The sequence below is a fragment of the uncultured Dysgonomonas sp. genome (assembly GCF_900079725.1).
Lineage (GTDB): Bacteria > Bacteroidota > Bacteroidia > Bacteroidales > Dysgonomonadaceae > Dysgonomonas.
Window position 1 is genome coordinate 1,757,658 of record NZ_LT599032.1, and the last position, 17,354, is coordinate 1,775,011.

Annotated in this window: 9 protein-coding genes; all 9 read left to right on the top strand. The window is 43.6% G+C overall.

All coding sequences use genetic code 11. From position 1 onward, the window contains the following. The first annotated feature begins 33 nt into the window (after positions 1-33). On the top strand, positions 34-3,225 hold the full coding sequence (locus QZL88_RS07650; RefSeq protein WP_296939809.1) for a TonB-dependent receptor: 3,192 nt from the start codon (positions 34-36) through the stop codon (positions 3,223-3,225). Between the two features lie 16 nt (positions 3,226-3,241). Continuing rightward, positions 3,242-5,254 carry a RagB/SusD family nutrient uptake outer membrane protein gene (locus tag QZL88_RS07655; protein ID WP_296939811.1) on the top strand — a complete coding sequence of 671 codons (2,013 nt, stop codon included), beginning with the start codon at positions 3,242-3,244 and terminating at the stop codon, positions 5,252-5,254. A gap of 29 nt (positions 5,255-5,283) precedes the next feature. Further along, a complete protein-coding gene (locus tag QZL88_RS07660) occupies positions 5,284-6,030 on the top strand; it encodes a DUF3823 domain-containing protein (protein ID WP_296939813.1) in 747 nt (248 codons plus the stop codon). Between the two features lie 223 nt (positions 6,031-6,253). Beyond that, positions 6,254-7,762: a glycoside hydrolase family 71/99-like protein gene (locus QZL88_RS07665; protein ID WP_296939816.1), complete on the top strand. Its 1,509-nt coding sequence runs from the start codon at positions 6,254-6,256 to the stop codon at positions 7,760-7,762. A 5-nt stretch (positions 7,763-7,767) separates the two neighbouring features. Continuing rightward, entirely contained in the window at positions 7,768-9,420 is a 1,653-nt protein-coding gene (locus QZL88_RS07670; RefSeq protein ID WP_296939818.1) for a family 43 glycosylhydrolase, read from the top strand. Positions 9,421-9,561: 141 nt separating this feature from the next. After that, a complete protein-coding gene (locus QZL88_RS07675; RefSeq protein WP_296939820.1) occupies positions 9,562-11,823 on the top strand; it encodes a GH92 family glycosyl hydrolase in 2,262 nt (753 codons plus the stop codon). 15 nt (positions 11,824-11,838) lie between these two features. Further along, positions 11,839-13,581: a family 43 glycosylhydrolase gene (locus QZL88_RS07680; RefSeq protein WP_296939822.1), complete on the top strand. Its 1,743-nt coding sequence runs from the start codon at positions 11,839-11,841 to the stop codon at positions 13,579-13,581. A 12-nt stretch (positions 13,582-13,593) separates the two neighbouring features. Continuing rightward, positions 13,594-14,916, top strand: coding sequence for a glycosyl hydrolase family 28-related protein (locus QZL88_RS07685; RefSeq protein WP_296939825.1), 1,323 nt, complete (start codon positions 13,594-13,596; stop codon positions 14,914-14,916). 9 nt (positions 14,917-14,925) lie between these two features. After that, complete coding sequence (locus QZL88_RS07690) at positions 14,926-17,295, top strand: TIM-barrel domain-containing protein (protein WP_296939827.1); 2,370 nt, start codon at positions 14,926-14,928, stop codon at positions 17,293-17,295. Positions 17,296-17,354: the final 59 nt, after the last annotated feature.

Sequence of the window (17,354 nt, forward strand, 5' to 3'; positions counted from 1 at the left end):
AATGATTTCCGATTAATAATTTAAAATTATATCATGAAAGATAGTAACTCAAAAACATATGGAAAAAGCGCGTCAGCCTCATGGAGGTTCATTACAGTCGCGTTTTTATGCCTCCTAGTGGCATTGCCTGCTTCAGCGCAGCTCCGGATGGTTCAGGGAATCGTCGTTGACGCCCTAGAAGAACCAGTCATCGGAGCCACTGTAACAGTCAATGGAAACGCTACCCGTGGTACAATGACCGACTTAGACGGTACTTTCAAAATAGAGGCATCGAAAGAAGAAAAGCTGACAATTTCATTCATTGGCTATCAGACAGTTGTGGTAACAGCTGATAAAACTGATCTGAAAATCACCTTACAGGAAAACAGCAAGGAATTGGAAGAAGTAGTCGTTGTAGGCTATGGCACACAGAAGAAAGTAACACTGACAGGTGCCGTTTCGGCGATAAATAGTAAAGAAATCGCTGTTACTAAGAATGAGAATGTAGTCAATATGCTTTCCGGTAAAATACCAGGTGTGCGCATCTCGCAGAATAGTTCGGCTCCCGGCGATTTTGATAGTAAAATTGACATCCGTGGTATGGGCGAACCTCTGATCGTAGTCGATGGAATTCCCCGTGATAAAGGATACTTTTCCCGTATGGATGCCAATGAAATAGAAAGCGTATCCGTACTGAAAGATGGTACGGCAGCTATTTATGGTGTTCGTGCCGCCAATGGCGTTATTCTGGTTACAACCAAGCGTGGTGATTCCACCAACGGTAAGTTTGATATCACGTTTTCTGCCAATTTAGGCTGGCAACAGTTCCTCTATGTACCCGAAACATCAAGTGCAACAGATCATATGTTGCTTACCAACGAAAAAAGATACAACGATTTTAACAGCAACTATCCTATTCGCACTACTCCTCAATATACATGGGAGGAAATGCTTGAATACAGCACAGGCCGCAAAAAAAGTACCAACTGGAACGATGAGTTGTTCAAGAACAATGTGCCGCAGTCGCAATACAACATCAGTATGGATGGAGGATCGGATAAAGTGAAGTATTTCTTCAATCTGGGCTACATCAAACAAGAAGGCGCCTACAGAAGCGGTTCTCTGAATTACGACCGTTGGAACTTCCGTAGCAACGTTGATGCACAAATTACCAAGCGTCTGAAAGCCTCTGTGCAGTTGAGTGGTTATATGGATGAAAAGAACCAGCCGCTCACCGACATATGGACAGTGTACAAAAAAGCATGGAGCTATCGCCCAACGGCCGAAGCATGGCTGGATGGCGATCATAGTATGCCTGCTTTCAACGAGCAAATGCCGGTAGCAGGTTATATGGACAATCCTGTAGCTCAAACCAACAGTGATTTTGCCGGTTTCCGCCGCGAAAAGCGTAATAACTTCAACGGCTCTTTGGCGTTGACTTATGATATTCCTGGAGTAGAAGGATTGAATGCAAAAGCATTCTATAGCTACGATTATTATTCTACAAATAATACGGAATACAAACGTACCCATAATCTATATCAACGGTTGGGTAATGGGGCTATAGAGCCTATTGTTCAGAATGCTGACAGTTATCTGAGACGCCGCACCGATCCGGCTTATGGAACAGTAATGCAATTATCATTGAACTATGCCCGTAAATTCGGTGACCACAACATCAACGCTATGGTGCTGTTCGAGGAGCAATACAATAACTATGACAACTTCTACGGGCAGCGCGATATGCTTCTCGATGGTGAATACCTTATTTACGGTGAAGCCGAAGGCCAAACCGCATTTTCCGACGGTGGCGGCATTTGGGATGTAGTTCGTCAAGCTGTGGTAGGAAGGGCGAATTATGACTACAAAGGCCGTTATATAGCAGACTTTGCTTTCCGTTACGATGGATCATCACGTTTTCCGTCCGGATCACGTTGGGGATTCTTCCCTACCGCATCTCTAGGGTGGCGCATCAGTGAAGAACCATTTATGAAAGAATGGATTCCATTCTTAAACAACCTTAAGCTGCGTGGATCTTACGGACGAATGGGTGACGATGGTGGCGCAGGCAATTATCCTCCTACGGTAGTCGGTTATGAACTGAATGGTAGAAAGCTCGGTTGGATTTATAACGGAGCTCTTATGGGCGGATTAACGCCCACGGCTATCCCCAATCCTGACTTGACATGGTACACCATAGACACTTGGGACTTTGGACTTGACTTCGACCTCTGGAACTCGAAATTGACAGGAACATTCGATGTATTCAAACGTAGCCGGAACGGACTGTTAGCAAGAAGTACATCCGTTATTCCGGGTACGGTAGGAGCTTCCATGCCTTTAGAAAATATCGAAAGTGATGAAACATTCGGATGGGAAATCAGCCTGGGACATAATAACAAGATAGGCGACATTACATATTGGGTAAATGGACAGATTTCGGCTACAAAGAATCGTTGGGACTATAAGATTGATTCTCCGGCACAAAACTCTATGGAAAATTGGCGCCGGTGGCAAACATCGGGTCGTAACAAAGACATCTGGGCTACCTACGTGGAAGGAGGACGCTTCAGCAGTTACGATCAAATCCGTTATCACAACACCACCGGAGGCAATTACGGACAGGGTTCACTACCGGGCGACTACTGGTACGAAGACTGGAATGGAGATGGAGTAATCAACCATCTGGACGAACATCCGGTGGCCACATACAACCTTCCGGTATTCAATTATGGAATCACCATGGGAGCTACATGGAAGGGTGTAGACATTTCGATGAACTGGCAAGGCTCAGCAGGTGTATACAATCAATATACTGAAGTATTTGCCGAAGTAGGTGCATTCGGGGGTGCTATACTGGATATCTACCAGGACCGTTGGCATACGGCTAATGCGACAGATGACCCATGGAATCCAAATACCCAATGGGAAGAGGGGCTATATCCGGCCACAGGCAGACCTTTTGGTTCAGGCACCACAGGTATTAAAAATACTTCGTATATACGTCTGAAAACATTGGAAGTAGGCTATACACTACCCAAACCCTTGATTAGCAAAATGGGTATCAAAAACGTTCGCGTATATCTGAATGCCTATAACCTATTGACGATAACAGGACTGGACAACATCGACCCTGAACGTCCGGGTGCTAAAGGAGGATCCAATAATAATGATGAGCAAGGTGTTTTATTTTATAATTATCCGGTGAACCGCACCTTCAATGTAGGTGCTACAATTAAATTCTAACATGAAAGGGCAGAATATGAAAACATTCAAATATATATGTATAGCAGCGTTGGTACTCACCATGGGCTCCTGCTATGACATGGATCTGGAACCAAAAGGAATCATTGGAGAAAATGTCCTGTTGACTTCCGACAATGGTATCAAAAAGTATTTCGCTGTCACTTATCAGGACCTTCCTATCGAAGACTTTAACTATAATCATACAGGGTCTGATGGTAACGGGAAGGGATATGCAACCGTCAATCAGGATGGTTGGCATACTGGCAATAAATGGACAGCACAGAAGGGCAGCCCGGCTTCAGCCGCTCTCGAAGCCTTAGGCCGCGGTACATCTTATGGTGATGGTTGGGGATATTGGCCTTACGACCGTATCCGTGATATCAATAATTTTATTCAGGTTTTTCCTAACTATAGAGATAGTTATTCGACCGAAGAAGAATATAATTCTTACCTGGGTGAAGCTCATTTCCTGCGTGCGTTTTATTATTTTGGAATGGTGAAACGCTATGGCGGAGTACCTATTGTAAAAGAAGTTCTGAACCCGACTGCAGGCGACGCATTGCTACAACCACGCAATACAGAGTACGAATGCTGGAAGTTCATCTACGAAGATCTGAAGTTTGCTATGGAAAATGCTGCAGATAGAAGCAAGTATGAGCCAGGTCGCGCCAATCGCTATGCTGCTGCAGCCCTGATGTCCCGTGCTATGTTGTATGCCGGATGTGCTGCTAAATATGGCGGCTACATCAACGTAAGTGGTCCCGCCGTCAGCAGTGGACTGATGAGTATTCCTGCAGATAAAGCAGAAGAATTTTTCCAATATGCATACGATGCTTGTAAGTTTATTCAGCAAGGTGGCTATACTCTGCATGGAGCAGGCGCCGCCGATGCTGCTGCCAAAGAAAAAGCGTATGTAGAAGTCTTCTTGAATGATAATAAAGCTGACGAGGACATTTTTGTGAAACAATATACGGCTGTGGCTGATGCCATTTGGGATACTAGTTTATTCCATTGCTGGGACGGAATGGTATTACCTTTGAGTATGATTGGCGGAGGAGCAGCAGGAGCTGCTTTGCAACCGACATGGGAACTCATGAAATTGTATGAAATGCCTGCCATCATCGACGAAGATGGCAAACCGGTTCGTTTCGACAGTCCCGAAGAGCTTTGGAATAACGGAGAAATGGAAGCTCGCTGCCGTGCCAATTTCTACTTCACCGGAATGACTGAACCAGGCTCCGGCAAAAAAACCGACATCCAGGCTGGTGTTTATACAGAATATCCGGGAACAGCCGCTGACGGCACTGCCGAAATTGGAGGAAGCCGCAATGACTATACAGACAAATATCGTATCAGGGCCCAGCGGGCAGGCGAAAGTCGGAATATTGGAGGTAAAACAGTAAGAGTAAGCGGACAGGACGGCTTGGGCGAAGGCCTCGGAGACGAAGGATATACCCGTTCGGGAGCGTTTATTCGTAAATATACAGACCCTTCGGCCGCTGCTGCCAGCCGTGTATTGTTCGGCAGTAAACAACCTTGGAAAGTATTCCGCTATGGAGAAGTGCTTTGCAATTGGGCAGAAGCCGCTTATGAGTTGGGCACGCTGAAAAATGACAACAACCTGAAGAAAGAAGCATTCGTATATGTGAATCAGATCCGTTTACGTGCCGGGGCTCATCCTCACGAAATGGTAGCCAATCCGGAAGATATAGGTACATCACTCTACGGATTCGCTATCGACGAAAACCTGAAATATATCCGTGACGAACGCGCTCGTGAACTATGCTTTGAGAACCACCACCTTTTCGACCTACGTCGTTGGAGAGTGGCCGATGTAGATTTCCTTAACGGAAAATTCGGACATACCTTACTCCCTTATTATGTACTGAACGAAGACAAATGGATATACCTGAACGAGGTAGAGACCATAGCCCGTACAGTGACATTCGAAAGAAGATGGTATTATGAACAAATACCGGGTGGAGAAATAGGGAAGAATCCGAATTTGGTACGTAATGATGGTTATTAATGGAAATAAATGAACTAAAATACTTGAATATGAAAAAAGTAATATATAGTCTGCTTGTGGGTGTCTCAGCTCTGTTAGCTACTTCGTGTATGGAGGTTGACAACTTTGATGAACCCAATGCCCATTTCACCGGACGTATTATAGATTCGACTACAGGCCAGAATATTCTTGCGGATCAGGGTGAAAATCGTGTTCGCATCTGGGAAAAGAGTTACAGTCTAAATCCCGCTAATCAGGATATCCCTGTGAAGCAGGATGGAACTTTCAATAACACGAAACTCTTCAAAGGTACTTATGATGTAGTTCCCGAAGGAGCTTGGTGGCCTTGCGATACGATACGGGTAGGTATTGGAAAGAAGTTAGAACAAAATTTTGAAGTGACCCCTTATCTGACAATGTTTGATTTCCAAATGGAGTATGTCAACGATTCACTAACAATGTCGTGCCGTTTCGACGCCCCTATCAAAGCAGGTCTACCCAATATCAGGGATATCAGGCCGTTTCTTAGCTTGAATCAATTCTGTGGTGCCGGCAATTCGATCAGTTATTATAACACTCCGGAGGATGCTAATGGTGATCCTCTTTATTGGAAAAGCATCATGTCAAGCTGGGCCAACATACCTAAGCTACAAGATGGAAAGAGTCAGGTTTATAGCTTTAGGCTACCTGTTAAACCTGGTTATATTTATTTCGCCCGCATGGGTGCCAGAGTAAATGATACTCAACAGAAATATAATTATACAGAGATCAAAATGATTGAAATCCCGAGTAAATAAAGGTACTATAAGGTGATTTAAATTATTCTCAAAATGTTACCGGGAGGGCTGACATAAAGAAAACAGACTCCCTCCCGTTTTTTTACTTTTTACAATGGTTCGTTATTAAACAGGGTAAATGACCGACTCCAAACAAACAATAAAAAGCACTTATAGATCAACAGTTTGTAGCTATTTATCCACAATTTATAACAAACTAATATTTACAATAAAGATGAAATATATGAAACTAAACAAGATACTATTGGGAGGTCTGTTATTATTAGCAACCTCTTGTAACAGCGGAGATGACGACTACATTCCGCCCGCAATAGAGCCGGATCCGAAACCAAATCCACCAGTAGAAGAGGTATATAATGATCTTGGATTTGCCCCACATGAAGACGGTAAACCTTTCGATACATACCGCGGATTGGTGATGGCAGGTTATCAGGGTTGGTTTGGTGCTCCCGGAGACGGATGCCTACATGCCGACCATGCAAATACCGAGTGGTATCACTACCGTGAGAACGAAGGTTTTAAGCCCGGTGTGTTACGAAACTCTATTGATTTTTGGCCGGATATGAGCGAATACACAGTTCAGTATACACCCGGAGATGATGGAACACCCGGTAGGTCAGAACATTTTTTCTATCCCGATGGAGAAAAGGCTACCGTATATAGTGCTTATGATGAATCGAGCGTATTGCTCCATTTCAAATGGATGAAGGAATACGGTCTCGATGGAGTATTTATGCAGCGCTTTGTGGGTGAGGTAATCAACAATGCGGATGGGAAAGCTCATTTCGACAAGGTGCTGGAGTCTGCTATGAAAGGGTCTAATACCTATCAGCGAGCCATTTGCGTAATGTACGACCTGGGTGGATATGAGCCAAATAAGAATAACAATACCGCTGCTGTTCTGGCCGACGCCAGAGATATTATGGATAAATATCAACTGTTGAATAGAGATGCTAAACAGAAATACTATCTCTATGAAGACGGGAAGCCATTGATTGCTTTGTGGGGTGTCGGTTTCAATGACGGCCGCCCTTACAGCCTTACCGATGTGGAAGAATTAATGAATGGATTAAAGGAAATGGGCTACAACATCATGCTGGGTGTTCCTACTTACTGGCGCGAAAGGCGGAACGATGCTTTACCTGATGCTAAATTGCACGATCTGGTCAAAGCTGCCAAAGTGATCATGCCGTGGTTTGTGGGACGATATGACAATAATAACTTTCCGAACTTCCACAGTTTAATAGAGCAAGACGTGAAATGGTGTAAAGAGAACAATGTAGGCTATGCTCCGCTTTGTTTCCCCGGATCTGCCGACCGCAATATGCATCCAAACAATACTGTTCAGCCGCGTCTGGGGGGTACATTCCTTTGGAATCAGATGTATCATGGCATCAAGTCGGGAGCCCAGATGCTCTACATTGCTATGTTTGATGAAATAGATGAAGGCACAGCTATCTATAAATGTCTCAATCAATCTAAAGTTCCCGTTAATACAGCCGCCCAGGATTATTATGTGGTATTTCAGAATGGTGGATATCGGATGACTTCCAGTATGGTAGAGGGACTGACAGGAAATGATTGGTGCAAAAAAGCCTCAGAACTAAATGTCACCTTTACGGGTATCGAAGACAATTTGCCTACCGACCACTATCTGTGGCTCACTGCGGAAGGTAAAAAGATGCTGCGCGGAGAAATCCCTTTGAAATCTACCTGGCCTGCTAGAAAATAGAACTTATGAAGTTATCAATAAATCTGTTTAAAACAGGAAGTCTGATCATTGCATTGCTCTTTGCGTCATGCAGTGATAGTAACGAGACCCCTGAGAAACTTCCGGAGGAAACGCCTCCGGAAGTTACTCCTCCTACACCCTCCGAGCCGGATGGCCCTTATGTCTATGATAATGATCTGGATTATGACACAGAGGCGTTTCTTAATGCCTATAAAGGAACGGCTTATAAAGGGCCTAATCGTGTGCCGGGAACAGTAGAGGCCGAAAACTTCGACGAAGGAGTGAATGGTGTTGCTTACTACGAAAGTGATTCTAAAACTGCTGACGGTCATAGAAGCGGACATGCAGTTGATATACGTGGAGATGCCAGTGCATCCGGTGGATATTATATAGGTGAAGTACAGCCCGGTGAATGGATATGCTATACTATTGAGGTGGACGAAGCCGGTGCTTATTCTATCGACACCTATTGTGTAAAAGGAGATGGCTCGGATGGCAGTTTCTATTTTGAAGTGGATGGACGTGGAGCAAGCCGGAGCATAACTATACCTCAGGGTGGATGGACGGACTTCACTAAAAAAACAACAGCTACAAACATCCAGTTGACCAAGGGGAAACATGTACTGAAATACTTCGGTAGTACCCCCGGCAATGTGGATAAGTTTGTATTTACACGCACAGGAGATTTAGAGGAACTTTCCAATTCCTTCACCTATCCTGTCACTAAAGCGATGACCAATCCTCTGTTTGTAGACTTTGAGTCGCCAATGTATAATAGCTGGTTGAAAGGTCCACTGTATACAGCCGATGCTTCGGCTCGCGTATGGAACATCAATGGGAAAGAAGTACTTTATGTATATGCATCGCACGACATGGAACCTGCACAGGGATGTGACCGCATGGATCGCTATCATGTGTTTTCGACAGAAGATATGGTCAACTGGACAGATCATGGCGAGATCATGAATGCAGCTACTGTACGAAAACAAGCCGGTTGGGGCTGTGAAGGTTTTATGTGGGCTCCCGATTGTGTATACAATCCGGCCAATGAAACGTATTACTTCTATTTCCCTCATCCTACAAATGCAGCCAATTGGAATAGTACCTGGCGTATCGGTGTAGCTACCAGCAAATATCCCGATAAGGAATTCCGTGTACGGGGATATGTAGAAGGTATGTCTGCCGAAATAGATCCATGCGTATTTGTTGACGATGATGGACAACCATATATCTACAATGGCGGCGGAGGCAAAATGTATGGTGGCAAATTAAAGAAAGATGACTGGACAAAGTTAGACGGAGCAATGACGCCAATGACGGGAATGAGTGATTTTCACGAAGCAGCTTGGGTGCACAAAAGAAATGGTGTCTACTATTTGTCTTATGCTGACAATAATCCGGGGGCTAATCGTTTGAGGTATGCAACAAGCAATTCACCACTGGGGCCATGGAAATATGAAGGTATTTATCTGCAACCGACTACTTGCGACACCAGTCACGGCTCTATCGTTGAGTTCAAAGGTCAATGGTACGCTTTCTATCATACCTCAGATGTTTCCGGGGAGGGAACTCTTCGTTCGGTGTGCGTAGATAAATTGTATTACAATTCTGACGGGACTATACAAGAGGTGAAACAGACTCGCAGACAAAAATTATAATCAAAAAGGCTTAATTCTCTATTCATTTTCTAATAAATCGATCGAATTAAGTCTTTTTTTAATCTAAAATTAATCTATCTGTTAGTTGGTATCCTTTTTATTTGCTTTTGTAAAAAATATCAACTTAATAAATTACTTATCATGAAAATCAGTAATGTATTTTTCTTCATTTGCATCCTTATTTTATCAGCTTGTACATCTATAAATAATGATAGTGCAAATAAACAGCCGGTCGACTATGTAAATCCTTATATGGGCAACATCAGTCATCTGCTTGTACCTACCTACCCTACCATTCATCTGCCAAACAGTATGCTTAGGGTATATCCCGAACGAGCCGATTTCACAGGCGATAATGTCAAAGGCCTGCCATTGATTGTAACCAGCCATAGAGGACGTTCGGCTTTCAACTTAAGCCCATATCAGGGAGCTAAAGAAAATATAAAGCCTGTCATTGCATATAGCTACGACAGGGAAAAGCTGATGCCATACTACTACGAAGTAGACCTGGACGACCAGCAAACGCATATCCAATATGCACCTTCGCATCAATCGGCTATCTACCAGATTGACTTTTCAAAATCCGAAACACCGGCTTATCTTATATTGAATTCCAAAAACGGAGCAATAAAAGTAGAGGACAATGCTGTCAGCGGATACCAAAAACTGGAAAATAATACCAACGTATATATATATCTGGAAACAGAACAAACTCCTGTAGAATCCGGCACATGGAAAGACAATGCCATCGACGAAAGCCAAAGACAGGCTGAGGGAGACAATGCTTTTGTTGTACTATATTACGGAGACAAAGCACAAACAATAAACCTTCGCTATGGTATTTCGTTTATCAGCGAAGAACAAGCAAAGAACAACCTGAAAAGGGAACAAAAAGATTATAACGTAAAACAACTCGCCGATAAAGGACGCGCGATTTGGAATGAGGTTTTAGGTAAAATTAAGGTGAATGGAAACGACGATACAGAGAAATCTGTATTCTATACATCTCTGTATCGTTGTTATGAACGTCCGGTTTGCATCAGTGAAGACGGGCACTATTTCAGCGCCTTCGATGGTAAAGTACACGAAGACGGTGGCAAACCGTTCTATACCGACGACTGGATTTGGGATACTTATAGAGCAACCCATCCGCTACGCGTACTTACTGAGGCAAAAACAGAAATAGACGTTATCAACTCATACCTTCTCATGGCCGAGCAAATGGGTACCAACTGGATGCCTACATTCCCTGAAATCACCGGAGACTCGCGCCGAATGAATTCAAACCATGCCGTGGCCACTGTCATAGATGGTTATATAAAAGGATTGAAAGGCTTCGACCTTGAAAAAGCATATATCGCCTGCAAAAAGGGTATAGAAGAAAAAACACTAATTCCGTGGTCAGGCGCACCTGCCGGATGGCTCGACGAATTCTATAAAGAACATGGCTATATTCCGGCCTTGTATCCGGGAGAGAAAGAAACTGTAGAGAACGTAAATTCGTTCGAGAAGCGCCAGCCTATCGCCGTCACTCTTGGCACGTCTTACGACCAATGGTGCCTTTCTCAAATAGCCAAGGCACTAGGCAAAACAGAAGAAGCTGACTATTACCTGAAATGTTCTTATAATTACAGAAACGTATACAATGCTGAGACAGGATTCTTCCATCCTAAAGATAAAAACGGGAAATTCATCGAACCATTCGATTACCGCTATTCGGGAGGAATGGGTGCACGTGAGTATTATGGAGAAAATAATGGCTGGGTCTACCGTTGGGATGTACCTCACAATGTTGCCGACCTTATCAGCCTCATGGGCGGCAACGAACAATTTATCGCTAATCTGAATCATACTTTCGTAGAACCGCTGGGTAAAGGTAAACCTGAATTTTACGGACAGCTACCCGATCATACAGGCAATGTGGGACAATTCTCGATGGCAAACGAACCGAGCCTGCATATTCCCTACCTGTACAACTATGCCGGGCAGCCGTGGAAAACGCAAAAACGCATTCACACCCTGATAAACCAATGGTTCCGTAACGACCTTATGGGTCTGCCCGGTGACGAAGATGGCGGCGGTACTTCAGCTTTTGTAGTATTCTCTATGATGGGCTTCTATCCCGTAACCCCGGGAATGCCTGTGTATAATATAGGAAGTCCGTTTTTTGCAAATACTAAAATGACAATGAGTAATGGTAAAGTATTCGAAATAGAGGCTCTGAACTATTCTGGTGATAATAAATATATCCAGTCGGCAACATTAAACGGAAAAAACTGGGATAAAGCATGGTTCAGCCATTCTGATATAGAAAACGGAGGTAAACTTATACTGGTTATGGGCAATAAACCAAACAGGAACTGGGGAGCAAAAGACGTTCCGCCTTCAGCCGAGAAATTATGATTAAACTATAAAAGCATGTATAAAATACATCCGTATATATTATTTTTTTTAGGTTTATTTATTCTCTACAGTCCTTTTTCTAAAAGTCAGACTAACGGCAAGAACAGGCAGATTATAGCGAACCCTCTCAGTCTGAATTATCGATTCCAGTTCGATGATCCAGCACGGAGGGAAGCTGCCGATCCTGTGATAGAATACTTTAAGGGAAAGTACTACTTATTTGCATCTAAGTCGGGGGGATACTGGAGTTCCCCTGACTTGAGCGAATGGACTTACATTCCGTGTAAATCCATCAAAACTATTGAGGGCTACGCGCCTACCATTCTTGTACACAATGATGCGCTGTATTATCTGGGGTCAGGTGCACCTACAGTATTCAGGACAACCAATCCCGATGAAGACAACTGGGTAGATGCAGGCAGCCGGTTCAGTCATGGAATGACCGATCCTGCTTTTTACAAGGACGATGACGGAAAGGTTTATCTTTACTGGGGATGCTCCGATGTAGATCCTATAATGGGTGTCCGGGTTGACCCTGACAATGGATTTAAAGAAATAGGCGAAGCCGTTGTACTTATCAGGCATAACGGAGATAAATACGGATGGGAAGTACCGGGAGTAAATAATGAAGAAACCCGCACCGGATGGAACGAAGGCCCTTGTATCATCAAATACAAAGGTAAATACTATCTGCAATATGCTGCACCGGGGACTCAATACCGCATTTATGGCGATGGGTTATACATATCCGATAATCCTCTGGGTCCGTACACTTATGTAGAAAGCAGCCCGTTCTCCTTCAAACCCGGAGGATTTATCGGCGGTGCAGGACACGGACATACATTCAGGGACAAATACGGAAATTACTGGCATGTAGCTACCATGACTATCTCAGTAAGACATATGTTTGAACGAAGAATAGGATTATTCCCCGCTTATATGTCATCTGATGATGAGTTGCATTCGCATACTGTGCTCTCCGACTACCCTTTCTACATTCCCGACAAAAAAATAGATCTGGAGAAAAACGACTGCTCTCTGTCATGGAATATATTATCCTACGGTAAAACAATTACAGCATCTTCTTCCCTGACAGGATACGAGCCGGCAAAAGCCAATGATGAGAAAGTAGAAACATGGTGGGCTGCCGCTTCGGGCAAACCGGGCGAATGGTTACAAACCGATTTGGGAAAACCAATGACCGTAAATGCAATTCAGATAAACTTTGCAGATCATAACTTCACGATGAAAGCTCCCGAAATATACCCCTATCAGTACATTATAGAGTGTTCAACCGACGGCGCCGACTGGGAAACAATCGTTGACAAAACTTCCAACAATAAGGATATGGCACATGAACTTATTGTCCTCGATAGCCCACAGGATACAAGATATATCCGTATAAAAAACACAAAAGATGTACCCGGCAATTTCTCATTATACGATCTCAGGATATTCGGAGACGGACAGGGAAAGCTACCGGAGAAGATTCCCGATATCTGCATTGAAAGAGATGCCGGAGATAGGAGAATAATAAGGCTAAGTTGGGATAAAACCTCTGGTACAAACGGTTACATCCTTCGATGGGGTGTAAAAAAGGGCCAGTTAAAAAATGCGGCAATGATATATTCCGATAATTTCTTTGAGGGACGTTTCTTCAACCGCGATTCGGAGTATTATTTCTCCATAGACTCATTTAATGAGAATGGTATTAATAAAGGAAGGAAGATATATAATACAAAAAATAAAGTTCTATAAATTCTATTTGTTATGAAAAAAATAATATTTACACTACTCTTCATCCTTGGTATAACAAGCATGTCGGCACAAGGATTAAGTAAAAAGCAACAGGATGCGGATATCAAACCCTATCCTGAGTCTGTTGACGTTGTATCTGCTAAGGATTTCGGAGCAAAAGCGGATGGAGTCACAGATGACACGGACGCTATCCAAAAAGCGATGAACTCTTTCGGTAAAAGAGGTGGGACAGTTTATTTGCCGAATGGCACATATCTGATCGCCGGATCGCTGAATATTCCGCAAGCCGTTACCTTAAAGGGTTCGATAGAATCGGTACCATCGCATAATGGTATCCGCAACGCCGGACTACCCAAACCGGGCGATGACGGCACCACACTACTCATCACAGGAAATAAAGGGAAAGACCTCGACGGTATTCCTGCTATAACAATCAATACAAACAGTACGCTTCGCGGGATAGTCATGTACTGGCCGTCGCAAGACCCGGACAAAATACCTGATGCTTATCCGTGGGGAGTAGCCATGAAAGGTAAAAATCCGGCTCTTCTCGATGTGGAAATGCTCAATCCTTATAATGCTATCGACGCATCGCATAACGAACGTGCCCTTATCCGCAATATCAGCGGGCAGCCGCTCCGCAGAGGCATATATGTAGATGCCATCTATGACATAGGCCGTATTGAAAATGTACACTGGAATCCATGGTGGAGCATGAAACCGACTCTTTACAACTGGCAAAGGGAGCATGGTGAAGCCTTCATTTTCGAGCGCACCGACTGGCATTATGTGATAAATACTTTCTGTTTCGGATACAATGTAGGATATAAATTCGGGGCTAGCCAGGGCAGTACAGGTTCATGTAACGGGAACTTCCTGGGAATAGGAGCCGATGCCTGCCACACATCGGTAAAAGTAGAACAAAGCGCTGCTTACGGAATACTTATCACCAACGGAGAATTTGTTGCCCTGAATGGCGATGACCCTACAATGGTGGAAGTAACCAATGCGAACCATGGCAATGTACGTTTTGTAAACAGTGCGTTCTGGGGCCCTTGTAATCAGATTGCCAAAATTAACGGTGAAGGAACTGTCGGTTTCTCAGATTGTATTTTCGTACAATGGGACAGAAACAAGGAAAACAGAAGTGCAATACAGGTAAACGGTGGCTCTATCGTAGTACGTGGATGCGACTTTATGCACGATAGTCCGCAGATTACTATCAGTAAAGACGTACAGCGCGCCATTGTCAGCGAAAATACCATTAAGGGGAAAGTCCGCATAAACAATAATGCAAAGAATACCTATATAGTTGGAAATCTAGGAACAGAATAACAACAGAACATGAAGAAATTTATAATAATTCTTATGTTGGTGGCTTTGTGTACGCGATTGAGCGCACAAAGCTATCAGCAAACATCTCAAGGCGTAAAAGCTGAAGTCGGCCAGACTACGATTGAGTTACAATTCTATAGTCCTGAGATCGTCAGGATTTTGAAATATCCTAAAACCGAAAAGATTAATAAAAAAAGTCTTTCAGTGGTAAAGATACCGGAAAAGACAGATTTTAAAATAAACAGGTTTAACAATGTAATTACCCTTTCATCTTCTGAAGTAATGGTCACCCTCAACCTGACAACAGGGGATGTACAATTCAACGGGTTGAATACCCGTCCGTTCATCGCTGAAAAGAGTTCTTCTTCTCGCTTTACGGAGAAACAATACAAAAGCGGAAAAACCTATGAGATTCAACAAACCTTCCTGCTGGACAAGCAGGAGGCCGTATACGGACTGGGACAACACCAACAAGGGTATATGAATCAGCGGGGGAAAAGTGTGCGCCTGCGTCAGATGAATACGGAGATTGCTGTTCCTATTATCCATTCGGTAAAAGGATATGCTGTATTCTGGGATAATTATTCAGAAACCGAATATAAAGACTCCTTCGATGGGATGTCATTTACATCGGTCTCAGGCAAGTGTATCGATTATTATTTTATATATGGGAAAGATGCGGATGGCACTATCGCCGGGATACGCGACCTTACAGGACAAGCACCTATGTTTCCGCTTTGGACGTATGGATTCTGGCAAAGCCGCGAACGTTACACCTCTCAGGATGAACTGGTAGGCATTGTCAGGAAATACCGTGAACTTGGAGTTCCTCTAGACGGCATCATACAGGACTGGCAATACTGGAGTACCGATAATACGTATTGGAACGCTGTCGAATTCGGAAATCCGGCCTTCCCAAATCCAAAACAGATGGTGGAGGATATACATGGTCTGAATGCACATGTGGCTATATCGGTATGGCCGTCTTTCGGTCCGAATACCAATATCCACAAAGATTTAAAGAAGAGGAAACTATTATTGAACTTCGATACTTACCCTCACAAGAATGGGGTAAGAGTTTATGATGCATTCAACCCCGAAGCCCGGAAAATATACTGGGATTATATGAACAAGAATCTCTTTTCGTTAGGCATGGACGCGTGGTGGCTCGATGCGACAGAGCCGGAAGATAATATTAACGAGAAAACTCTCGACGGAACTACTTATCTGGGAGCTTACAGAAATCTATCCAATGCCTTCCCGATTATTTCTGTCGGAGGCGTTTACGATAATCAGCGAAAAGTAACGTCGGATAAGCGTGTATATATTTTCACCCGCTCGGCTTTCGCCGGACAGCAACGTTACGGCGCAAATTCCTGGTCGGGAGATATCGATTCCAGATGGAGTACCCTGCGTAAACAGATTCCGGCCGGATTAAATTTTTCTCTTTGTGGCATTCCATACTGGAACACCGATATAGGCGGTTTCTGGGCAGGCAGGGCATATCCCGAAGGAATTAAAGATATCGCTTTTCACGAACTGTATGTACGCTGGCTGCAATTCGGGACATTTACGCCGATGATGCGTTCGCATGGGACAAATACTCCGAGGGAAATCTATCAGTTCGGGAAAAAAGGGGACTGGGCCTTTGATGTACAGGAAAAATATATCAATATGCGTTATAGCCTGATGCCATATATGTATTCGATAGGACATGACATTACGAATAATTCCGGTTCGATGATGCGTGCTTTGATGATGGATTTTGCAAAGGACCCGAAGGTATATGACATCGATAACCAGTTTATGTTCGGGAAATCTATCCTTGTAACGCCTGTAACCGACTCCATGTATGTAAACCGTACACGAGACGGCAGGGCGGTCGCCGACTTCAGCGCGGCAAAAACACAAAAAGTATATCTGCCGAAAGGTGCCGACTGGTATGACTTCTGGACAGGAGAGAAGATCAAAGGAGGACAGGAGATAAGCAAAGCCGCTCCTATCGACATTATTCCTCTATACATCAAAGCAGGTTCGATACTTCCATGGGGACCTAAAGTGCAATATGCAGAGGAAAAGAAATGGGATGATCTCAATATTTTCATTTATCCGGGTGCTGATACCGAATTTGTGTTATACGAGGACGAAAACAATAATTACAATTATGAGAAAGGCATTTATTCCACAATCAGAATGAAGTGGGATGATACAAACCAGACTCTTACCATAGGTGCACGACAAGGCGAATTTCCGGGTATGTTATCTAAACGGACTTTTAGAATTATACTTTTGCCAACCGGAAAAAGTATTGAATCTTCATCAGACAAAGCTGACCACCTTATTGTATTTGATGGAAAAGAAATCAACGTTAAAATGTAGTATTAATGCGTAATTAAGCGTGTCTTAATGTTCCTGTTAAGGTTATTTTAATGGAGTAG

Excerpts from the sequence above, each read along its gene's own strand:
- QZL88_RS07650 (WP_296939809.1), top strand. The coding sequence starts at position 34 with ATGAAAGATAGTAACTCAAAAACATATGGAAAAAGCGCGTCAGCCTCA.
- QZL88_RS07655 (WP_296939811.1), top strand. The coding sequence starts at position 3,242 with ATGAAAACATTCAAATATATATGTATAGCAGCGTTGGTACTCACCATG.
- QZL88_RS07660 (WP_296939813.1), top strand. The coding sequence starts at position 5,284 with ATGAAAAAAGTAATATATAGTCTGCTTGTGGGTGTCTCAGCTCTGTTA.
- QZL88_RS07665 (WP_296939816.1), top strand. The coding sequence starts at position 6,254 with ATGAAACTAAACAAGATACTATTGGGAGGTCTGTTATTATTAGCAACC.
- QZL88_RS07670 (WP_296939818.1), top strand. The coding sequence starts at position 7,768 with ATGAAGTTATCAATAAATCTGTTTAAAACAGGAAGTCTGATCATTGCA.
- QZL88_RS07675 (WP_296939820.1), top strand. The coding sequence starts at position 9,562 with ATGAAAATCAGTAATGTATTTTTCTTCATTTGCATCCTTATTTTATCA.
- QZL88_RS07680 (WP_296939822.1), top strand. The coding sequence starts at position 11,839 with ATGTATAAAATACATCCGTATATATTATTTTTTTTAGGTTTATTTATT.
- QZL88_RS07685 (WP_296939825.1), top strand. The coding sequence starts at position 13,594 with ATGAAAAAAATAATATTTACACTACTCTTCATCCTTGGTATAACAAGC.
- QZL88_RS07690 (WP_296939827.1), top strand. The coding sequence starts at position 14,926 with ATGAAGAAATTTATAATAATTCTTATGTTGGTGGCTTTGTGTACGCGA.